Here is a 20,930-nt window from a genome sequence, read left to right on the forward strand (position 1 = left end):
CGCCGGAGCCGTGAGGCCGCGGAGCCGTCTCGCTAGCCTCGACGCATGAGCACCCTCGCACCACCTCCCCGGGCCCTCGCGAGCGGAGTCGCGGGGGGCCTGCTCCTGATGGCGGTCTTCACGATGTGGTGGGCGAGCGACACCACGGTCGGCTGGCCGGCACCGGCGGCGACGACCGCCGTGACCGTCTGCGCGCTCGCGGCCGTGGTCTTCGCCGTGCAGGCCGTCCGCCTCCTCGTCGCCCGGCGGAGGATGGCGGTGGAGCTCACCGACGCCGATCGCGCGGCGAAGCCGAATGGCGTGCTCTTCGGGGCGGTCTTCGCCGCGGAGGGCGTGCTGATCGGTGTCGCGGTGGGAGTCCTCACCGGCACCGGGCTCGACCGGTTCCTCGTGCCGGCCATCGCCGTGATCGTGGGCCTGCACTTCTACCCGATGGCGAGGATCTTCGGCCGGACCCTCGACCTCTGGCTCGCCACCTGGACGACGCTGGTCGGAGCGATCGGAGTCGTCGTGGTCCTCGTCGACGGCTCCGCCTGGCCGCAGGTGTGGTCCTGGGTCGGCGCGGGAGCCGCAGCGGCCACGGTGACCTACGGCGTCTACATGAGCCGGATCGCCCAGCGCCTGCTCGCGAGCGTCTGAGGTCCGGGCCGCGGGGCCCTCCTCCTCGGGCGGCCGCGTCTCCGCCCGGCCGGTCCGGTCTCCGTCCTCGCCGCTCCCGCCGGTGCGTCGACCCGTGCAACGTCGTGCAACCCCCCGCGACGTAGCGTCAGGACCGGGCGCCCACCCCGCGCCCACGACAACGACGTCGATGGAGGTCCACATGACGCTGTACGCCGACCAGGTCGCCGAGCAGGCACCGCAGGAGCCGGGTTCCACGGTCTACGCGAATCCAGGCACGGAGGGATCCGTCGCCTCCTTCCGCTCGCGCTACGACCACTACATCGGAGGCGAGTACGTCGCCCCCGCGAGCGGCCAGTACTTCGAGAACATCACCCCGATCACCGGGAAGCCCTTCTGCGAGATCGCCCGCGGCACCGCCGCCGACGTCGACCGCGCCGTCGAGGCGGGCTGGAAGGCGTTCGCGAGCTGGGGGAAGACCAGCCCCGCCGAGCGCTCGAACATGCTCCTGAAGATCGCCGACCGCATGGAGGCGAACCTCGAGCTGCTCGCCGTCGCCGAGACGTGGGAGAACGGCAAGCCCGTGCGCGAGACCCTCGCCGCCGACATCCCCCTCGCGATCGACCACTTCCGCTACTTCGCCGGAGCGATCCGCGCGCAGGAGGGAGGCGTCTCCGAGATCGACCACGACACGATCGCGTACCACTTCCACGAGCCGCTGGGTGTGGTCGGGCAGATCATCCCCTGGAACTTCCCGATCCTGATGGCCGTGTGGAAGCTCGCGCCGGCGCTCGCCGCAGGCAACTGCGTAGTGCTGAAGCCGGCCGAGCAGACGCCGGCGTCCATCCACGTGCTGCTCGACCTGATCGGCGACCTCATCCCCGCCGGCGTGCTCAACGTCGTCAACGGATTCGGGTTCGAAGCGGGCGCCCCGCTCGCCTCCCAACCGCGCATCCGCAAGATCGCCTTCACCGGCGAGACGACCACCGGCCGCCTGATCATGCAGTACGCCAGCGAGAACCTCATCCCGGTGACGCTGGAGCTGGGCGGCAAGAGCCCCAACGTGTTCTTCGCCGACGTCGCCGCGGAACGCGACTCCTTCTACGACAAGGCGCTCGAGGGCTTCTCGTTCTTCGCCCTCAACCAGGGCGAGGTCTGCACCTGCCCGTCGCGGGCGCTCGTGCAGCGCTCGATCTACGACGACTTCGTCGGTGACGGCCTCGAGCGGGTCAAGCGGATCAAACAGGGCAACCCGCTCGACACCGCCACGATGATCGGCGCCCAGGCCTCGAACGACCAGCTCGAGAAGATCCTCTCCTACATGGACATCGGCAAGCAGGAGGGAGCGAAGCTGCTCATCGGCGGCGACCGCGCCGACCTCGGCGGCGAGCTCAGCGGCGGCTACTACGTCAACCCGACCGTGTTCGAGGGCCGCAACTCGATGCGCATCTTCCAGGAGGAGATCTTCGGACCCGTCCTCGCCCTCACCTCCTTCGACGACTTCGACGACGCGATCGGCATCGCCAACGACACCCTCTACGGCCTCGGCGCCGGCGTGTGGAGCCGCAACGGCGCCCAGCTCTACCGCGCCGGCCGGGCCATCGAAGCAGGCCGCGTCTGGTCGAACACCTACCACCAGTACCCCGCGCACGCGGCGTTCGGCGGCTACAAGCAGTCGGGCATCGGACGCGAGAACCACAAGGTGATGCTCGACCACTACCAGCAGACGAAGAACCTCCTCGTCTCCTACGCGGAAGGACCGATGGGCTTCTTCTGAGTCGGTTCGCACGGGCTCCTCGTTCCTCGTCGCCCGTGCCGCGGTCGGCTCGCCGACGTGGCCGGGTGGGGAGGAGCGGGGAGCGTCCGCACCGAGACGGATCCGCTGGCACGCGGATCCGCCGTTCGGTGCTCGGCCCTGCGGGCGAGGCACCTGGCGGCGCGCGGGAGGACGGTGCTCGGCCCTGCGGGCGAGGCACCTGACGGCGCGCGGGAGAACGGTGCTCGGCCCTTCGGGCGAGGCATCGGACGAGGGGGCGCCCCCTCATGTTGATCGAGTAGTCCGCGCAGCGGCGTATCGAGATGCCGCCCGGAGGAGCGTCCGCCGCCAGCGGTCGGGCGCATATAGACATTCCGCACAACGAGCGAAGGAGCACCACCCATGACCTCCACGAGGGTCGACGTCACTGCGGAGGCGGCAAGCATGCTCCACCGGATGACGGCGCTGCACGGGCCGCTCATGTTCCACCAGTCGGGCGGATGCTGCGACGGCAGCTCCCCGATGTGCTTCCCTGCCGGGATGTTCCGCACCGGCGCCTCGGACGTGCTCGTCGAATCGCTCCGGCTCGACGGCCTGGACCCGATCGACTTCTGGATGTCCCGCTCCCAGTTCGAGTACTGGAAGCACACCCACCTCACCGTCGACCTCGTCGACGGGCGGGGCAGCGGATTCAGCGTCGAAGCCCCCGAGGGAAAGCGCTTCATGATCTGCAGCCGACTGCTCACCGACGACGAGCTCGTCGAGTTCGGACTCCTCCCCGCCGGAGCCGTCGGGCCCTGAGCCGGCTTCCCTGACCCGTTCCCCCTGACCCGTTCCCCCTGACCCGTTCCCGTCGCAGATCCTCGCCGACCGGCGACATCCCGGTCCAGCGGTGTCAGCCGCCCGGAGCAGGAGCGGGCGGCGCCTTCCCCGTGCTCAGCTGCACGCCCACCACCGATCCCTTGTCCACGCGGGTGCCCACGGCCGGACCGGTGCCGGCCACGGTGTTCATCGGCTGCGTCGAGTCGACCTGCGACGTCGCTCCGGGAGTGAGCCCTGCTGCGGTCAGCGCCTGTGCGGCGGAGTCGCTGGTCCGGCCCGACAGGTCCGGCACGGTGACCTGCGGCGCCGCGACGAGCGACTGGTCGGCCTGCGGGAAGTCGGAGCCGCCGTAGCGGGAGTCGATCGCCGTCATCAACGGCTTCCAGATCCGGTGGCGTGCCGAGGGCGCCCAGCCGCTGTCGAAGTCGATCGAGTCGAGGTTCACCCTCGACCCGTCCGCGCGTGCCGAGATGCTGCCGACCCAGACCGCGAGGGAGGTCTCGGTCGAGGCCCCGATGGCCCAGGTGTCGGCGGAGTTGTCGGTGGTGCCCGTCTTGGTGATGTGCTGGATGCCGTTCTTCGGATCGTCCTCGACGCCCGTGCCCTCGGCGGTCACCTTGAGCATCGTGTACTGCATCGCCGAGGCGACCCTCGACGACACCGCCCGGCTGCAGGTCGTCTCCACCGGCTCGATCTCGCGGCCGTCGGCTCCGACGATCGCCGTGATCGCGACGGGGGTGCAGGTCGTGCCGTTCTCGGCGATGCCGGAGTAGGCGGTCGCCATGGTGAGCGGTGCGATCTCGTTGGTGCCGAGGACCGCTCCCGGCGACTGCACGAGCGCGGTCCCGTCCGCGCGGTGCACTCCGAAGGCCTCGGCCTGCTTGCGGATCTCGCACTGGTCGAGCAGGTGCGACATCCCGGTGAAGCCCGTGTTCAGCGAGTAGATCGTCGAGTACAGCGCCGTCTGGGTGTCGGTGTAGCCGCCGTCGCCGGCGTTCTTGGGGTTGTAGGAGTCGTAGTCCCAGGTGCCCTCGCAGCTGTCGGCGAAGCCGGTCCAGTTCTTCTGCTTCGAGTCGAACTGCTCGAGCAGGGTGTGCCCGCGGTCGAGCCACTCGGCGAGCGTGAACACCTTGTAGGCGGAGCCGGTCTGGAAGCCGTTGCCGCCGCCCGCGGACGCGTCGACGTTGAGGTTGATCGCCGAGAACTCCGGCCCGCTCGCGATCACGTCCGGGTCCTGGCTGTAGCGCTTGTTCTGCACCATCGTGAGGATGCGCCCGGTGCCGTTCTGGACGGCGACCGCCGTCGCCCCGACGTCGAAGCGCGGATCGGAGGAGGGGACCTGCTCGTCCATCAGCTCCTGCGCGGTCCTCTGCAGGTCGAGATCGATCGTCGTGTAGACCTTGATGCCGCCCTGCTTGATCGCCGCGTAGCGCTCGTCATCGGTCGCTCCGAGCGCCGGGTCGTCGCGGAGGACGTGGGTCACGTAGTCGCAGAAGTAGGCCGCGCTGCCGGCCGTCTGGCAGCCGGTGGACGGCGGGGTGATGTCGGGGGTGATCGCCTCGGCGGCCGCGGCGTCGTGCGCGGCCTGGTCGATGCTCCCCGTCTCGAGCATCCGGTCGAGGATGTAGTCGCGCCGCTCCCGGGTCTGCGCGTAGCCGTTCGCCTCGCCGTTGGCAGTGTCGTCCGGCCGGTCGAAGCGGAACTTCTCGGGGTTGTTCACGATCGCCAGGAGCGAGGCGGACTGCGCGAGGGAGAGGTCGGCCGCCGGGATGCCGTAGTAGTACTCCGCCGCGGCCTCGATGCCGTAGACGGTGCCTCCGAACAGCGCGATGTTGAGGTAGCCGAGGAGGATGTCGTCCTTCGAGGACACCTTCTCGAGCCCGATCGCGAGCCGCATCTCCTTGAGCTTGCGCTCGGCCGTGGTCGCCGTCGCCTCCGCGTACGCGCGGTCGCGGTCCGCCTCGTCCGGGATCGATTCGGCCTTCTGCACCAGCACGTTCTTCACGTACTGCTGCGTGATCGACGAGCCGCCCTGGGTGTCGCCGTCGAGGAGGTAGGTGCTGGCGATGGCGCGGAGGGTGCCCTGCAGGTCGATCCCGCCGTGGTCGTAGAAGCGCGGGTCCTCGCTCGCGACGAGCGCGTCCTTCACGGAGTCGGCGATCCGGTCGGCCGGCACCTCGATCCGGTTTTGGTCGTAGAAGGAGGCCAGCAGCGTCGGATCGTCCGGGTCGCCCGCGTAGACGTCGCTCTTCTGCATCAGGCGCCCGACCTCGAGGTAGCTCGGGAGGGACTGGAACGCCGAGATGGTGCCGGAGGTCGCCGCGCCGGTGAGCGCGGCGGCGGGGGCGACCACGAGCGAGGCGAGCAGACCCGCCAGGACGCTGACGATCACGAATCCGAACAGCGCGCCGAGAGCCCCGTGGACGGTTCGACGGGGCTGGAAGACGGGGACGTTCGGTCGCTTCAGGATGGATCCTCTCGCTGCACCAGCACCCTAGGCGAGGCCTGCGACATCCCCGACGAGGCGCGCCACGGCCGCGCCGGACGCCCGTCCGCCCGGAGTCGGCGCGACGGCGCCCGCGCACGCTCGGCGCCACGACAGCAGAGGGGGCCGACCCCCGGAGGGATCGGCCCCTTCACGGAACGGGCGACGTCTCTACTCGATCAGGTCGCCGTTCAGGTCCGAGATGTCGTTCGGATTGGCCGGAGCCTTGCCCGTGCTCACCTGGAGGGGGATCACCCCGCCGGCGACCGCCGTCTCCTCCGCGCTCGGCGTCGTCGACACGACGGAGCCCTCCGGGATCGTCGCGGAGTCGACCGACTCGTGCATCCCGACGACGAAACCGGCGGCGGTGAGGATCGCCGTGGCGCTCTCGACCGTCTCGCCCGTGACGTCGGGGACCTCGGAGTTCGCCGCCGATCGGGGCGAGTACGCGAGCATCGAGGCCGGCGGTGCCGTGAAGTCGTCGCCGCCGTACTTCTCGTCGAGCGCCGTCATGATCGGCTTCCAGATGGCGTGCCGGGCGTTGGAGGCGCGGATGGTGCCCTTCTCGCCCGTCAGGCTGATGAAGCGCAGGTTCTGCTTGGTGTTGTCGGCGAAGCCGTTGATGCTGCCGACCCAGACCGCCAGGGAGGCGGCCTTGCTGGCGCCCGCCGTCCACACGTCGGCGGCCTCGTCGGTGGTGCCCGTCTTGCCGATGTGCTCGATCCCGTCGAAGGGGTTCGAGGCGTAGGCCGTTCCGGAGGTCATCACCCGCTGCATCGCGTACTGCATCCCTCGGGCGACCTCGGGCGACACGGAGGGCGTGCACGCCGATGCCGGGGCGGCGACGGCGTTGCCCTCGCTGTCGGTGATCCGGTCGATGACGATCGCCGAGCAGGTCGTGCCGTCGTTCGCGATCCCCGCGTAGGCGTTGGCCACCGTCAGCGGCGCGATCTCGTTCGTCCCGAGGACCGAGGCCGGCCCGTTGGCGAGCTCGCGGCCGTCGGCGCGGTGCATCCCGAACGACTCGGCGGTGGTGCGGATGTCGCAGAGGTCGAGCTGCTGCGCCATTCCCATGAAGCCGGTGTTGATCGAGTTCGTGGTCGCGCCGAGCGCGCTCATCGAGCTCGCGTCCTCCGACGGGTCGTCGTTGCGAGGCGAGAACCTGCCGTAGTAGCCGCCGTCGCCCTCGACGTTGCACTTCTGGGGGTAGGAGCTGAAGCCGGAGGTGGGGGAGGCGAACGACTCGTTGACGGTGTGCCCCGCCTTCAGCCACTGCGCCAGCGTGAACACCTTGTAGGTCGATCCGGTCTGCACGCCGGAGCCGCCGCCCATGCTGAGGTCGACGTTGAGGTTGATCGCGCTGTAGCCGGGGTTCGCGGCGAGGAACTGCTCGTCCTGGCTGTACTGCGTGTTCTGCACCATGGAGAGCACGCGGCCCGTCTTCGCCTCGACGGAGGCGGCCGTCGCGCCGACCTGGAAGCGCGGGTCGACGGAGGGGATGTAGGCGTTGAGCGCCGCCTGCGAGACCTGCTGGATGTCGAGGTCGAGGGTCGTCACGACGTCGAAGCCGCCCTGGCGGATGCGCTGATAGCGCTCGTCGTCGGTCGCCCCGAAGACGGAGTCGTTGCGGAGGACGTTCAGCACGTAGTCGCAGAAGTACGCGGCGTTGCCGGCGGTGGTGCAGCCGGTCGAGGGCTCCGTGATGTTCGGGGTGATCGGCTCGGCGACGGCGGCGTCGTGCGCGGCCTGGTCGATCCGGCCGTGCTTGAGCTCCTCCGAGAGGATGTAGTCGCGGCGCTCCTTGGTGGCGGCGTAGCCGTTGGCGGCGCCGTTCGCCTCGTCGCCCGGGTTGTCGAAGCGGAACTTCGCCGGGTTGTTCACGATCGCCAGCAGCGCGGCCGCCTGCGAGGTCGAGAGCTGGCTCGCGGGGATGCCGTAGTAGTAGTTCGCCGCGGCCTCGATGCCGTAGACGGTGCCCCCGAAGAGGGCGATGTTGAGGTAGCCGAGCAGGATGTCGTCCTTCGACGCCTCCTTCTCGAGTCCGATCGCGAGGCGCATCTCCTTGAGCTTGCGCTCGGGGGTCGGGTCCGTCGCCTCCTGGTAGGCCTTGTCGCGCGCGGCCTCGTCGGTGATCGACTCCGCCTTCTGCACCAGGACGTTCTTGACGTACTGCTGCGTGATCGACGACCCGCCCTGCAGGTCGTCGCCCGTCAGCGTGACGGCGATGGCCCGGAGCGTGCCCTGGAGGTCGATGCCGCCGTGCTCGTAGAAGCGCGGGTCCTCGCCGGCGACGGCGGCGTCCTTCGCGGACTGCGCGACGTCGTCCCAGCCGACCTCCACGCGGTTCTGGTCGTAGACGGAGGCGAGGAGGGTCGTCCCGTCGCTCGCGTAGACGTTGGTGCGCTGCATCAGCTGGCCCACGTCGAGGTAGCCCGGCAGGTTCTGGAACATGCCGATCGTGTTGCTCGTCGCCAGGCCCGTCAGCGCGAGAGCCGGCGTGACGCCGACGGTGATCAGGACGCCCGCCACGGCGCTCATCCCGATGAACCCCATGACCGCCCGCAGCGACATCCCGAGCGGCCGGACGGAGCGGCGGGATGCAGTGGGAAGTGCCATGGAGCGGTCGTCCTTTCGACGCGGCGCCGGGCCGCGGAGATGTGAGGGAGGGTGGCGAGAAGCCTCGCGAGCAGTCGCGCGATCCCCCGAGTTCATGGTACGTGACGGGTGCGCCCGCGGGGCGTCCTCCTCCCGGTGGAGATGAGGAGCTGGCGGGTGATGCGCAGGAGCGGGCGCGTCCGGGGTGCTGACCTCGGGTCGATGCATCCGTATCGTGGGGGGAGCGCCGCTCCGAGGGGCGCTGCAGCACCCGTTCCACCCACCGCTCCGGGGCCCCGGGCGGCCGGCCCCGGCAGAAAGCGCACACCATGGCACGCATCCACGACGACGTGACCCAGCTCGTCGGCAGGACCCCTCTCGTCCGCATCAACCGGCTGGAGGGCGCCGACCAGGCGACGGTCCTCGCCAAGCTCGAGTTCTACAACCCTGCGAACAGCGTGAAGGACCGCATCGGCGTCGCCATCATCGACGCGGCCGAGGCCTCCGGCGAGCTGCACCCCGGCGGGACGATCGTCGAGGGCACGAGCGGCAACACCGGCATCGCGCTCGCGATGGTGGGTGCCGCCCGCGGCTACAAGGTCGTCCTCACGATGCCCGAGACGATGTCCGCCGAGCGCCGGGTCCTCCTCCGCGCCTACGGAGCCGAGATCGTGCTCACCCCCGGCAGCGAGGGCATGCGCGGAGCGGTCGAGCGCGCCCGCGCGATCGTCGACGAGACCCCCGGCGCGATCCTCGCCCGCCAGTTCGAGAACGCCGCCAACCCCGAGGTGCACCGCCGCACCACCGCGGAGGAGGTCTGGGAGGACACCGACGGCGAGGTCGACGTCTTCGTGGCCGGCATCGGCACCGGCGGCACCATCACCGGAGTCGGCCAGGTGCTCAAGGAGCGCAGGCCCGGTGTGCAGATCATCGGAGTGGAGCCGATCGACTCCCCGCTCCTCACCCAGGGCACCGCCGGTCCGCACAAGATCCAGGGCATCGGCGCCAACTTCGTCCCCGCGATCCTCGACCGCGAGGTCTACGACGAGATCATCGACGTGACGCTCGACGACTCCGTGCGGGTGGCCCGCGAGATGGCCGCGCAGGAGGGGATCCTCGGCGGCATCTCCTCCGGCTCGATCATGTGGGCCGCGCTCGAGGTCGCGAAGCGCCCCGAGAACGCGGGGAAGACCATCGTCGCCATCGTCTGCGACTTCGGCGAGCGGTACATCTCGACCGTCCTGTACGAGGACCTCCGCAGCTGAGCCCCTCGAGACGAGGCGGGACGCCCCGCTCCGGACGCGACGGTCGGCCGGAGCGCCGCGTCCCGTCCGGACCGGAGCGTCCCGGGCTCCTCGCCCTGCTCCGCGAGGACGTCCGCACCGCCCGGGAGCGCGACCCCGCCGCCCGGAGCGTGGTGGAGGTCGTCCTCTCCTACCCGGGAGTGCACGCGGTCTGGGTGCACCGCGTCGCGCACGCCTGGTGGCGGCGCGGCCTCCGCCTGCCCGCCCGGCTGCTCAGCCAGGCGGCGCGCGCGGCGACCGGAGTGGAGATCCACCCCGGTGCGACCATCGGCCGGCGCCTGTTCATCGACCACGGCATGGGCGTCGTCATCGGCGAGACCGCGAAGATCGGCGACGACTGCATGCTCTACCACTCCGTCACGCTGGGCGGGAGGTCGGCCAGGCGCGAGCGTCGGCACCCCACGCTCGGCGACCGGGTGGTCGTCGGCGCCGGCGCGGTCGTCCTGGGCCCGCTCGTGCTCGGATCCGACGTCAGCGTGGGCGCGAACGCCGTCGTGGTGAAGGACGCGCCCGACGGAGCGGTGCTCGTCGGCATCCCGGCCCGCGATCTGCGCGATCAGGGCGGGGAGGAGTACCCGCTCGCCGGGTCCGGCCGCTCCACCGGACCGGCGGGACGCGTCTAGCCGGCGACGCTCAGTCGTCGCCCCGTGGCGAGATGTCGCGCGGGGCGCTCTTGATCTGCGCGAAGGCGTCCAGTGCGTGCGCCCGCGTCTCCTTGAGGTCGACGAGGGGCGCCGGGTAGCCGTCCGCGCCTCCGGTCAGCGTGTCCCCGAGCGTCCACGGCTCGTGCACGGCGGCGCCCTCGACTCCGCCGAGCTCCGGCACGTTGTGGCGGATGTACTCGCCGGCCGGGTCGAACTTCCTCGACTGCGTGACCGGGTTGAAGACCCGGAAGAACGGCGACGCATCGGCTCCCGAGCCCGCGACCCACTGCCAGTTCGCGGCGTTGCTCGCCGGGTCCGCGTCGACCAGGGTGTCCCAGAACCACTCCTCGCCCACCCGCCAGTCGACCAGCAGGTTCTTGATCAGGAACGACGCGGTCACCATCCGGACCCGGTTGTGCATGTAGCCGGTGCTCCAGAGCTCGCGCATGCCTGCGTCCACCAGGGGGTAGCCGGTGCGCCCCTGGTGCCAGGCGTCGATCGCCTCCTGGCCGGGGCGTCCCCACGGGAAGGAGTCGAACCGGGTGTCGAAGTTCGCGGTCGCCAGATCCGGCCAGTGGAACAGCAGGTGGTAGCAGAACTCGCGCCAGAGCACCTCGGAGAGGAACCGGTCGCTGCCGTCGCCGCGGTGCAGGCCCTTCGCGTGCGCCTCCTCCAGGGCGTGCCACACCTGGAAGGGGCTGATCTCGCCCCACCTCAGGTGCGGGGAGAGGTTCGAGGTGGCGTCCTCCGCCGGCCGGTCGCGACCGTCGGCGTAGTCGTCGAGCTGCTCCGCGAGGAACGCGCGCAGCCGGTCGGCCGCCGCCTTCTCGCCGGGGACCCAGCGCTCGCGCAGCCCTCCCGCCCAGTCGGGACGCGTGGGCAGCAGCTCCCAGTCGTCGAGGGAGTCGGAGGCGATCTCTCCCGTGACGCCGTCGAGCGAGCGGGGGCGGGGGAGCGGCGTGCGCGGCGTCGGCTTGGCGCGGCAGGCGCGGGCGAAGGGCGTGTAGACGGAGTAGGGGCCGCCGGCGCCGGTCTGCACGGTCCACGGCTCGAACATCAGCGAGCCCTGGTGGCTCTCGGCCTCGAGGCCGCCGTTGCGGAGCGATTCCTTCACCGCCGCGTCGACGGTGCGCTCGGCCCTCCCGTAGCGGCGGTTCCAGTGCACGGCTCCGGCGCCGATCTCCTCGGCGAGCTGGAGGACGACGGCCTCGGCCGGCCCGCGGCGCAGGATCAGCGGGGCGCCGTGCTCGCGCAGGTCGGCGGCGAGGGCTGCGAGGCTGCCGTGCAGCCACCAGCGGGAGGCGCCCCCGAGCGGACGGATGCCCGCCGACTCCTCGTCGAGCACGTAGCAGACTGCGACGGGGCCGCCACGGTCGATCGCGGCGCGCAGAGCGGGGTTGTCGGCCAGGCGCAGGTCGTCGCGGAGCCAGACGAGGGTGGGGGAGGTGTCACTCATGGTGACCCCCATGATCCGCGAGTCCCGCGCCGCGGCGAAGACCTGGCCGGTCGCTGCGGCCCGTGCTAGCGGGGACGGATCAGGCGGAGGCGATGCCGTCGCGGAGCTTGTCGCAGAGCGCGGTCAGCTGCTTCAGCTCGTCCTCGTCGAGGACGCCGCCGACCTGCTCCGAGATGGTCCTCATGTGGGTGAGCGCGACGCGGCGGAAGAGCGCGTAGCCCTCGTCGGTGATCGCGATGATCGTGCCGCGGGCGTCCGCCGGATCCTCACTCTTCTCGACGCAGCCGCGGGCGGCGAGCCGGTCGATCAGCCTGCTGACGCTGGGCTGCGTCAGGAGGACGTGCCGGTTGAGGTCGCGCAGCCGCGCGCGCCGACCGGGCTGCCGGGTGAGGTTGAAGAGCACGTCGTACTCGTTCATCGAGATCTCCCGCGAGGGGAACTCGGTGCTCAGGGTGCGCATCACCTGGACCTGGGCGCGGAAGAGCGACTCCCAGGCGGCGACGGCCTCTCTCGACCCCACTGGTCCTCCTTCACGGCACTCAGGAAGCGGTTCCCTGACATCCAGACGCCGTACAGCCTACGCCGGGGTGCTGGGAGGAGGGGAGTCGGAGGAGGGGGGCCGGGGGAACGACAGAAGGCCGGCCGCTGAGGCGAGCGGCCGGCCTTCATTCCCTTGCACCAAGAGTGTCCTGCAATCACTTCTCGCGCTTCCCGCCACAGCAAACGGTCGACGCACTTGAACTATATAACGACCCGGTAACGACGCAACCCTCTCTTTCCTGAATCCTCCCTGAGCCGCCCCGCCCCGCCCGTCGCCGCGCCCGCCCGCGCTCTGCACGACTCTCTCCTGACCCAGGACGCCCCGTCTGCTGCCTCCGACGTCCGCACCGAACCGCAGCCCATCCCTGACCGCTGACGGACACGACGAGCACCCCCTGCCCTCGTCCCCCGCCGACGCGGCCCGGCCCCGTCGTCCTGCCCCGCGAGGCGCGCCCCGCCCCGCCACGGCTTCGACCACGCAGCGGGCCGTCGAGCAGCCCTCCACCTGTGAGGAGCGGTCGCGCACATCCGTCGAGGCCGAGAGGACGTCCCGCCCTCGAGGCGAACGCGGGAAACGCGTGTCAGCGCTTCCCGCTAGCCGGTCGCGACCCGCTCTCCGAATCGAGACAACGGGTGAAGCCGACCGCGGCGAGGAGAACGCAAGCGTTCTCCTCGCAATTCAGAACAGATCCGGCGACGGCGTCGACGCGTAGCGGATGGCGACGTCGGCGTGGCGGTCGAAGCGGTAGCCGACTCCGCGGACGGTGCGCACGATCTCCTCGTAGCGGCCGAGCTTGGCGCGGAGGCGGCGGACGTGGACGTCGATGGTGCGCTCGTTCGGCGCGTCGTCGTCCGCGGCGCCCCAGAGCGAGGCGATGAGCTCGGCGCGCTCGATGGTGCGGCCCTCGCGGAGCACGAGGTACTGGAGGAGCTCGAACTCCTTGTAGGTGAGGGGGGTGGTCTCCTCGTCGAGGATGACGCGCTTGCGGGAGATGTCGATGACGACGCCGCCGGGTGCACGGTCGGGGTCGGGCTCGGCGTCGGAGCGGCGCTTGGCGACGGCGGCCGGGTCCTGCAGCGCGAGGCGCACCACGTCCACGTCGCGGCCGCCGGCGCCCTGCGGGGCGAGGGCGACGGAGGCGTAGGTCTCGGCGTCGGGGGCGAGCTGCGCCGTGACGCGCTTGAGCTCCTCGACCAGGCGGCCGAGGTCGACTCCGGCGGCGCGGGCCTTGGCCTCGTCGATGCCGACGTAGAGGGCGAAGCCGCGGGCCTCGGTGCCCTGGGGGACGGCGCGGAGGCGGGGTGCTGCGGGCGCGGCGTCGGCGACCGGCTGGAGGCGGGGCGCCTCGGTGGAGGTGGCGGCGGTGACGGTGCGGGTGTGGAGGAGGGTCATGACGAGTCCTTGGCTGGTCGGATCCGGGACGAGTGTCCGAGGGAGCGGATCCGGGTGTGCGCGATCGAGCCGGCCCGCGGTGCACGGTGGCGGCAGAGACGGATGCGGGGCATCCAGGGGATCGTCCGCGCCTCGGACGCTCAGCCGATCGTGACGATCAGCGGGCGGAGGCGGTGCGGGGATCCGGCGAGGTCAGTTCCTCATGCACACATTCGACAGCACATGACGGGGCCACCGGCCATCATCATGCCGGCATTCCCGATGGCCTCGGGGGAGGTCGGGGCGTGCAGGGTGTCACTCATGTCCGTCAGTAAAGCGGAGGCCGGTGCACGGCGTCAACACTTCCGTGGGGATGGACGGCGCGTCGGGGGTGGTTCCGGTGCTCGGGAGGAGGCGCGCGCCGTGATTGGGGACCTCGATGCGCCCGCTGCGCGGGCTGCTCGATCCGCAGGACGGGCTTTGCCGGACGGTCGCGGTGGGGGCTGTCGAGACCCTCGCTGCGCCGGCCGACCGGCACGGCTCAGCGGGGCTCCCTGTTCCGGGGTGCGACGCGAGGCCCGCTCGTCCGGGGGCCGGCGGGCTCAGCCCGCGAGGCCGTAGAGGCGGTCGCCCGCGTCGCCGAGGCCGGGGACGATGTAGCCGAGCTCGTTGAGCTTCTCGTCGAGGGAGCCGAGGACGATGGTCACGTCGCGGTCGCCGAAGGCCTTCTCGACGGCGGCCAGGCCCTCGGGGGCGGCGAGCAGGCAGACGGCGGTGACGTCGACCGCTCCCCGGTCGAAGAGGAACTGGATGGCCGCGACGAGCGAGCCGCCGGTCGCGAGCATCGGGTCGAGGACGAAGCACTGGCGGTTCGACAGGTCGTCGGGCAGGCGCTCCGCGTACGTGGTCGGCTCGAGCGTCTCCTCGTTGCGTGCCATGCCCAGGAAGCCGACCTCGGCGGTCGGGATGAGCTTGACCATGCCCTCGAGCATCCCGAGGCCGGCCCGGAGGATCGGGACGACCAGCGGCTGCGGGTCGCTGAGCGCGAGGCCGGTGGTCTGCGTCACGGGGGTCTCGATGGTGACGGTGCGGGTGCGGACGCCGCGGGTGGCCTCGTAGGCGAGGAGCGTCATCAGCTCCTCGGCGAGCTGCCGGAAGGTGGGGGAGGGGGTGCGCTTGTCACGCAGCACGGTGAGCTTGTGGGTGATCAGCGGGTGGTCGGCTACGTGGACGCGCATAAGCTCAATCTACTGGCCGGAGCGGCGCCCCACCGGCCGCAGCGGGTCACCGCAGGAGGGGGAGCGATGCGCGACAGCGATCTCCGCGTCCCCCGCCGCTCCGAGGAGTGGATGGGCCTGGCGCTCGACGAGGCGCGGCGGGCCGCGGGCTGGGGCGACGTCCCCGTGGGCGCGGTGGTCCTCGACTCGGAGGGGGTCGTGCTCGGGCTCGGGCGCAACGAGCGCGAGCTGCGGCGGGATCCGACGGCGCACGCCGAGGTGGTCGCGATCCGCGCGGCGGCCGAGGCCCGCGGCGACTGGCATCTCGAGGGCTGCACGCTGGTGGTCACGCTCGAGCCGTGCGTGCTCTGCGCCGGAGCGATCCTGGCGGCGCGGATCGACCGCGTCGTCTTCGGCGCGTGGGACGAGAAGGCGGGCGCCTCCGGATCCGTGCACGACCTCCTCCGCGACCGCCGGCACAACCACGTGGTCGAGGTGTACCCCGGGGTCCGCGCCGCGGAGTGCTCGCGGCTCCTGCTCGACTTCTTCGCCGACCGCCGCTGACGCCGACCGCCGCTGACGCCGAGCGCCGCCGAACCCCTCAGCTCGGAGCGCCCAGCCACTCCGTCAGCGCGAGCCGCGTCGCCGCGTGCATCCGCTCGAAGCGCTCCGCCGCGACGTCGTCGGCGAGCACGGCGGCGTCGTAGCCCGCCGCTCCTGCCCACTCCCCGTCGCCCTCGAGCCACTGCGCGGCCATCGTGCCGGTCAGCTCGGGGTGGAACTGCACGCCGAGGAGCCAGTCCTCCACGGCGAACGCCTGCACCTCGCCCGCCGGCGACGACGCCAGCAGCGCCGCTCCGCTCGGCAGCGCGAAGGTGTCGCCGTGCCACTGCATCACGTCGACGCCGGCGAGGTGCCGGAGCGGGGAGCCGGCGCCCTCCTCCGTGAGCACGACCGGGCGGAAGCCGACCTCGCGGGCCGATCCGGGATGGACGGACTCGCCCAGGGCGGTCGCGATCAGCTGCGCTCCGAAGCAGACGCCGAGCGTGGGACGGCGGTGGTGCATCCGGTCCTGCAGGAGCGCGATCTCGGGGCTGATGAAGGGGTGCCGCGAGGTCTCGTAGACGCCGGCGCTGGAGCCGAGCGTGACGACGAGGTCGGGGGCGAGGATGTCGATCGCGTCGAGGTCCGTCCCTGCGACGGCGTCGACGGCGAACCCCCGCTCGGTCAGCATCGGCTCGAGCGCGCCGAGCCCGGCACCGCGCTCGTTGACGATCGCCAGGGCCCGGCGCATCTCAGGCGCTCCCGTGCGGCGCGGCCGGCGGGGAGGCGGCGGGCGGAGCGGAGGCGGCCGGAGCGACCGCAGCGGCCGTCCCTTCCGCCTCCGTCACGGCCGGACGGGCCGCCGCCGATCCCGCGCGTCCGCGGTCGACGTCGGGCTCGAGGTAGATCGTGGTGGCGGCCGGGACGGCCTCGCGGATCCGCTTCTCCGCGGCGTCGATCCCGGCGGCCACGTGCTCGAGGGTCTCGGCGGCCGGGAAGGCGAGCTTCGCGGCCACGAGGATCTCGTCCGGCCCGAGGTAGAGGGTGCGCATGTGGATGACGCGCTCGACGTCGCGCCCGGCCTCGAGCGCGGCGCGGATCGAGGCGGCGTCGGCGGGGGTCGCCCCCTCGCCGACCAGCAGGCTCTTCGTCTCGACGCCCAGCACGATCGCCACCACGATCAGCAGGGTGCCGATCATGATCGTTCCGATCGCGTCGTAGACCGAGTCGCCGGTGATCACGGTCAGCCCGACTCCGAGCAGCGCGAACGTCAGACCGGTGAGCGCGGCGACGTCCTCGAGGAGCACGACCGGCAGCTCCGGCGCCTTCGCCCGGCGGATGAACTGCAACCAGGACTGCGAGCCGCGGACCCGGTTCGACTCCTTCACTCCGGTGCGCAGCGAGTAGCCCTCGAGGCAGATCGAGATCACGAGGACCAGGATCGGCAGCCAGGCGTTCTCGAGCTCGTGCGGCTCGGCGATCTTCTCGATGCCCTCGTAGAGCGAGAAGACGCCGCCGACGGAGAACAGGATGATCGACACCACGAAGGCGTAGACGTAACGCTCTCGCCCGTAGCCGAACGGGTGCTCCTCGTCGGCGGCCTTCCGCGACTTGCGGCCGCCGAGCAGCAGGAGCAGCTGATTGCCGGAGTCGGCGAGCGAGTGCACGCCCTCGGCGAGCATGGAGGCGGATCCGGAGAAGAACCAGGCGACGAACTTCGTCAGGGCGATGCCGAGGTTGGCCGCGAGCGCCGCGATGATCGCGGTGCCGCCTCCGGATGCGCTCACGTGGTCTCCTCGGGCTCGCCGCTGGATGGTCGGGCCATCCTACGAGGCGCCGGACCGCACCCGGACCCCCTTGCCGCGGGCTCTTCGTAGGATGAGCGGCGTGACCGATGCGCCCGTCCTGCTCCCGTCCATCGCCGTCCTCGGCCTCGGCTCGATGGGGGGTGCGATCCTCCAGGGCCTGCTGGCTCCCGGCGTGCGCGTCGAGGGGGGCGTGCGGGTGACCAACCGCGACTCCGCGAAGGCCGCCGCGTGGGACGGCCACCCGGTGGTCACCGCCTTCGCCACCGCGGACGACCCGGAGGGCAACCGGCGCGCGGTCGAGGGCGCGGCGATCGTGCTCGTGGCCGTCAAGCCGCACATGGTGCCGGACCTGCTCGACGAGATCGCCGACGCGCTCGCCCCGGGCGCGGTCGTCGTCTCCGTCGCCGCCGGCGTGACCGCGGCCACGTTCGAGCGGCACCTGCCCGCGTCCGTCGCCGTGCTCCGCTCGATGCCGAACACTCCCGCGGTCGTGGGCCGCGCCGTCACCGGCCTCAGCGCGGGCACGCGGTCCGGCGACGAGGACCTGGCGCTCGTGCGCCGCCTGTTCGAGACGGTCGGCGAGGTGGTCGAGGTGCCGGAGTCGCAGCTCGACGCGCTCTCGACGATCTCCGGCTCGGGGCCCGCCTACGTGTTCCTGCTGATCGAGGAGCTCATCGCGGCCGCTGTCGCGAAGGGCTTCACTCCGGAGCAGGCGTCGACGATGGTGGTCGGCACGTTCCGCGGCGCGGCCGAGCTGCTCGCGGACTCCGGCGAGGAGCCCGCGGAGCTGCGCCGGCGGGTCACGAGCCCGAAGGGCACCACCGAGCGGGCCGTCGCGGTCCTGCAGGAGGCCGACCTCGCCGCCCTCTTCACGCGGGCGACCGACGCCGCGCTGGCCCGCGCCCGCGAGCTCGCCGCCTCCTGACTCCGCCCTCCTCTCCGCGAGACGCCGCTCGGGTACGCGACACGCCGGAGCGGGCGTACCGGAGCGGCATCCCGCAGAGGAGGAGGAGGGAGGGGGCGCGGGTCAGGAGCCGAGGGCCGCGAAGCGCTCGATGTCGCTGGGGGTGCCGCTGACCACGATGAGGTCGTGGTTCGAGACGACGGTCTGCTCGGTCGCGTAGGTGAAGGGCTTGCCCGGGCTCTTGACGCCGACGACGGTCACGCGGTGCTTGCGGCGCACGCCCGACTCCGTGAGCGTCAGCCCCCGGATCGGCTTGGGCGGGTACATCTTCGCGAGCACGAAGTCGTCGTCGAACTCGATGAAGTCGAGCATGCGGCCCGAGACCAGGTGCGCGACGCGCTCGCCCGCCTCCGCCTCGGGGTAGATCACGTGGTTCGCGCCGATCCGCTCGAGGATCTTGCCGTGCGAGCGCGAGATCGCCTTCGCCCAGATCTGCGGGATCTTGAGGTCGACGAGGTTCGCGGTGATCAGCACGGACGCCTCGATGGAGGAGCCGACCGCGACGACGGCGACCTGGAAGTCCTGCGCGCCGATCTGCGCGAGGGCGTCGAGCGAGCGGGCGTCGGCCTGCACCGCGTGGGTGACCCGCTCCGACCACTTCTGCACGAGACCGGCGTCGGCGTCGATGGCGAGGACCTCGCGGTCGAGGCGGTCGAGCTGGCCGGCCGTGGCGGCTCCGAAGCGCCCGAGGCCGATCACCAGCACCGGGGCGTCGTACCTGATGCGGTCAACCAACGATGGGCCTCTCTTCCGGTCGTCTGAACAACTGCCTCCGCTGGCTCGCGGCGAGCGCGGCGGCGAGAGTCACGGTACCAACGCGGCCCATGAACATCGTCAGCGCCAGGATGTAGACCCCGGACGGCGGCAGCTCCGCGGTGAGCCCCGTCGAGAGCCCGGAGGTCGCGAAGGCCGAGATCACGTCGAAGAGCACGTGGTCGAGCGAGGCCTTGGTGATGTGCAGGATCAGGACGCTCGACACGGCGACCGTCGTCGCGCCCCACAGCACGACCGAGACGGCCAGGCGCAGGACGTCGTTCGGGATCCGGCGGCCGAACGCCTCCATGTCGTTGTTGCCTCGGGCCTCGGCGAAGGCGGCCAGGAACAGGATCGCGAGGGTCGTGACCTTGATCCCGCCGGCCGTGGAGGCCGATCCTCCGCCGATGAACATCAGCATGTCCGTCACGAGCAGGCTCGAGCCGTTGAGGTCGGGGACCGAGATCGTCGAGAAGCCGCCCGACCGCGTCATCGTCGAGAGGAAGAAGGACTGGAAGACGGTGTCTCCCGCATCGAGGCTGCCGAAGGTCCTCGGATTGTCGAACTCGAGCACGATGTAGAGGACGGCCCCGGCGACGAGCAGGATCACGGAGGTGACCAGCGTCAGCTTCACGTGCACCGACCACTTGCGCGGGCGCCGCCAGCCGCGGGAGAAGGCGTAGATGACGGGGAAGCCGATCGAGCCGAGGAAGACGCCGAGCATCAGGATGCCGAGGAACCAGTAGTCGTCCTCGAACGGGGTGAGTCCCGCGGCGTTCGGGGCGAAGCCGGTGTTCGTGAACGCCATCGCGGAGTAGTAGAAGGAGTGCCAGACGGCCTCGCCGATCGGGATCCCGTCGATCAGCATCCGCGGGAACAGCAGCAGCGCGACGATGATCTCGATCGCGGCGGCGCTGATCGCGACGGTGGCGAGCAGTCCGCCGATCTCGCCCAGGCGCACGGCCTGGCCCTCGGCGACGGGGCCGGAGTGGATCCGCAGCGGATTCGAGTCGCTGGCGACCATGAGCTTCGCCCGGAGGCCGAGGCGGCGCGAGATCGCCAGGCCCATGATCGAGGCGAGCGTCAGCACTCCCAGAGCGCCGATGTTCACGCCGACGAAGATGATCGAGTGGCCGAACGCCGACCAGTGCGTCGCCATGTCGACCGTCGCGAGGCCGGTCACGCAGATCACCGACATCGCGGTGAAGAAGGCGTCGTGCAGCGGAGTGACGGTGCCCGTGGTGCTCGACACCGGCAGCGAGAACAGCAGGGTGAAGACGAGCACGAGCGCCGAGAAGATGAGGATCGCGAAGCGGGACGGCGAGCGTCCGGCGAAGTCGTCGATGAGGTCGCGGGCCCGCTCGAACCCCGACCAGGGGGAGACGGGCGAGACGCCCACGGGGCTGCGGAACTGCTGCCGAACCACCACGGCGGATCCTCCACTCGATCGCGGCCATGCTACCCGCTCGGTGCCGGGCCCCCGGGGCGCTGACTAGCCTGGGCGCATGGCTGACATCTTCGGGGTGATCGCGGACGGGACCCGCCGGGACATCCTCGCCCTGCTGCTCGAGCAGCGGCGGGACGGCTCGGCCGAGGGCATGAGCGTGTCGCGGATCGTGGCGCGCCTCGAGCTGAGCCAGCCGACCGTCTCCAAGCACCTCAAGGTGCTGCGCGAGACCGGCCTCGTCACGGTGCGCGAGAGCGGACAGCACCGCTTCTACGCGCTCGAGTACGCGCCGCTGGCGGAGGTCGAGGACTGGCTGCTGCCCTTCCTCGCCGAGGACGAGGCCGCCGGCGCCCTGCTCGACGCTCCGACCGCGGCCCGGGCGGAGTCGCTGGGCCGGGCGCTCGCCGAGCGCACCCACCAGGTGAGCACCGTGGTGCAGGACATCCAGCGGGGCGTCAGCGAAGGAGCGACGAAGGTGGCGGAGGCGCTGCGCATCCGCAAGTGAGGGGCGCCGAGGAGCCGGAACCGGTGGAGCCCCGGGTCGTGTAAGCTCGCGGGAGCCAGTTTTTCGTAAGCGGCCGCCCGTCGGGCGGTCGACCCCCTGAA

General features: G+C 71.5%; 18 protein-coding genes. 8 read left to right on the forward strand and 10 right to left on the reverse strand.

The genetic code is table 11. The annotated features are described in order from the left end of the window. Positions 1 to 45: 45 nt before the first annotated feature. From C5C95_RS01130 to C5C95_RS01140, 3 genes are all read left to right on the forward strand, one after another. On the forward strand, positions 46 to 639 hold the full coding sequence (locus C5C95_RS01130) for a hypothetical protein (protein ID WP_104233438.1): 594 nt from the start codon (positions 46 to 48) through the stop codon (positions 637 to 639). Between the two features lie 181 nt (positions 640 to 820). Next, the gene (locus tag C5C95_RS01135) at positions 821 to 2,395 is read left to right on the forward strand and encodes an aldehyde dehydrogenase family protein (RefSeq protein ID WP_104323614.1); all 1,575 of its coding nucleotides are present in this window, start codon (positions 821 to 823) and stop codon (positions 2,393 to 2,395) included. A gap of 381 nt (positions 2,396 to 2,776) precedes the next feature. Then, positions 2,777 to 3,175, forward strand: coding sequence for a DUF779 domain-containing protein (locus tag C5C95_RS01140; RefSeq protein WP_104323615.1), 399 nt, complete (start codon positions 2,777 to 2,779; stop codon positions 3,173 to 3,175). Between the two features lie 94 nt (positions 3,176 to 3,269). On the opposite strand, the gene C5C95_RS01145 is transcribed toward C5C95_RS01140, so the two are convergent. After that, complete coding sequence (locus C5C95_RS01145) at positions 3,270 to 5,588, reverse strand: transglycosylase domain-containing protein (RefSeq protein WP_104323616.1); 2,319 nt, start codon at positions 5,586 to 5,588, stop codon at positions 3,270 to 3,272. A gap of 264 nt (positions 5,589 to 5,852) precedes the next feature. Then, positions 5,853 to 8,297 carry a penicillin-binding protein gene (locus tag C5C95_RS01150; protein WP_181028729.1) on the reverse strand — a complete coding sequence of 815 codons (2,445 nt, stop codon included), beginning with the start codon at positions 8,295 to 8,297 and terminating at the stop codon, positions 5,853 to 5,855. A gap of 308 nt (positions 8,298 to 8,605) precedes the next feature. On the opposite strand from C5C95_RS01150, the gene cysK reads away from it, so the two are divergent. Together cysK and epsC are read left to right on the forward strand one after the other, a co-directional pair. Beyond that, positions 8,606 to 9,541, forward strand: a complete 936-nt coding sequence (gene cysK / locus C5C95_RS01155) for a cysteine synthase A (RefSeq protein WP_104323617.1) — start codon at positions 8,606 to 8,608, stop codon at positions 9,539 to 9,541. Positions 9,542 to 9,636: 95 nt separating this feature from the next. Then, positions 9,637 to 10,203 (forward strand): serine O-acetyltransferase EpsC, encoded by a 567-nt coding sequence (epsC, locus tag C5C95_RS01160; protein ID WP_104323639.1) that lies wholly within the window; start codon positions 9,637 to 9,639, stop codon positions 10,201 to 10,203. A gap of 10 nt (positions 10,204 to 10,213) precedes the next feature. Here epsC and C5C95_RS01165 read toward each other — a convergent pair whose 3' ends face one another. From C5C95_RS01165 to upp, 4 genes are all read right to left on the reverse strand, one after another. Next, a complete protein-coding gene (locus C5C95_RS01165) occupies positions 10,214 to 11,680 on the reverse strand; it encodes a deoxyribodipyrimidine photo-lyase (RefSeq protein WP_104323640.1) in 1,467 nt (488 codons plus the stop codon). A gap of 79 nt (positions 11,681 to 11,759) precedes the next feature. After that, the gene (locus tag C5C95_RS01170; protein WP_104226067.1) at positions 11,760 to 12,140 is read right to left on the reverse strand and encodes a MarR family winged helix-turn-helix transcriptional regulator; all 381 of its coding nucleotides are present in this window, start codon (positions 12,138 to 12,140) and stop codon (positions 11,760 to 11,762) included. Positions 12,141 to 12,899: 759 nt separating this feature from the next. Beyond that, positions 12,900 to 13,613: a winged helix-turn-helix domain-containing protein gene (locus tag C5C95_RS01175; RefSeq protein ID WP_104224849.1), complete on the reverse strand. Its 714-nt coding sequence runs from the start codon at positions 13,611 to 13,613 to the stop codon at positions 12,900 to 12,902. 581 nt (positions 13,614 to 14,194) lie between these two features. Then, the gene (gene upp / locus C5C95_RS01180) at positions 14,195 to 14,830 is read right to left on the reverse strand and encodes a uracil phosphoribosyltransferase (protein WP_104224850.1); all 636 of its coding nucleotides are present in this window, start codon (positions 14,828 to 14,830) and stop codon (positions 14,195 to 14,197) included. A 66-nt stretch (positions 14,831 to 14,896) separates the two neighbouring features. Here upp and C5C95_RS01185 point away from each other — a divergent pair, with 66 nt between their 5' ends. Further along, a complete protein-coding gene (locus C5C95_RS01185) occupies positions 14,897 to 15,373 on the forward strand; it encodes a nucleoside deaminase (RefSeq protein WP_258068435.1) in 477 nt (158 codons plus the stop codon). Positions 15,374 to 15,410: 37 nt separating this feature from the next. Here C5C95_RS01185 and C5C95_RS01190 read toward each other — a convergent pair whose 3' ends face one another. Continuing rightward, positions 15,411 to 16,103 carry a gamma-glutamyl-gamma-aminobutyrate hydrolase family protein gene (locus C5C95_RS01190; RefSeq protein ID WP_104261460.1) on the reverse strand — a complete coding sequence of 231 codons (693 nt, stop codon included), beginning with the start codon at positions 16,101 to 16,103 and terminating at the stop codon, positions 15,411 to 15,413. A gap of 1 nt (position 16,104) precedes the next feature. Further along, positions 16,105 to 17,139 carry a cation diffusion facilitator family transporter gene (locus tag C5C95_RS01195; RefSeq protein WP_104249769.1) on the reverse strand — a complete coding sequence of 345 codons (1,035 nt, stop codon included), beginning with the start codon at positions 17,137 to 17,139 and terminating at the stop codon, positions 16,105 to 16,107. Positions 17,140 to 17,230: 91 nt separating this feature from the next. Between C5C95_RS01195 and proC the strand changes: the two genes are divergently transcribed. Further along, positions 17,231 to 18,085: a pyrroline-5-carboxylate reductase gene (gene proC, locus C5C95_RS01200; RefSeq protein WP_104225922.1), complete on the forward strand. Its 855-nt coding sequence runs from the start codon at positions 17,231 to 17,233 to the stop codon at positions 18,083 to 18,085. A 102-nt stretch (positions 18,086 to 18,187) separates the two neighbouring features. Here proC and C5C95_RS01205 read toward each other — a convergent pair whose 3' ends face one another. Together C5C95_RS01205 and C5C95_RS01210 are read right to left on the reverse strand one after the other, a co-directional pair. Next, positions 18,188 to 18,859: a TrkA family potassium uptake protein gene (locus tag C5C95_RS01205; RefSeq protein WP_068255410.1), complete on the reverse strand. Its 672-nt coding sequence runs from the start codon at positions 18,857 to 18,859 to the stop codon at positions 18,188 to 18,190. Next, the gene (locus C5C95_RS01210; protein WP_244229642.1) at positions 18,852 to 20,222 is read right to left on the reverse strand and encodes a TrkH family potassium uptake protein; all 1,371 of its coding nucleotides are present in this window, start codon (positions 20,220 to 20,222) and stop codon (positions 18,852 to 18,854) included. The genes C5C95_RS01205 and C5C95_RS01210 overlap by 8 nt, the downstream gene beginning before the upstream one ends. 160 nt (positions 20,223 to 20,382) lie before the next feature. Here C5C95_RS01210 and C5C95_RS01215 point away from each other — a divergent pair, with 160 nt between their 5' ends. After that, positions 20,383 to 20,829 (forward strand): helix-turn-helix transcriptional regulator, encoded by a 447-nt coding sequence (locus C5C95_RS01215; protein ID WP_104224854.1) that lies wholly within the window; start codon positions 20,383 to 20,385, stop codon positions 20,827 to 20,829. Positions 20,830 to 20,930: the final 101 nt, after the last annotated feature.

This window comes from Rathayibacter sp. AY1B7 (assembly GCF_002932735.1).
Classification (GTDB): domain Bacteria; phylum Actinomycetota; class Actinomycetes; order Actinomycetales; family Microbacteriaceae; genus Rathayibacter.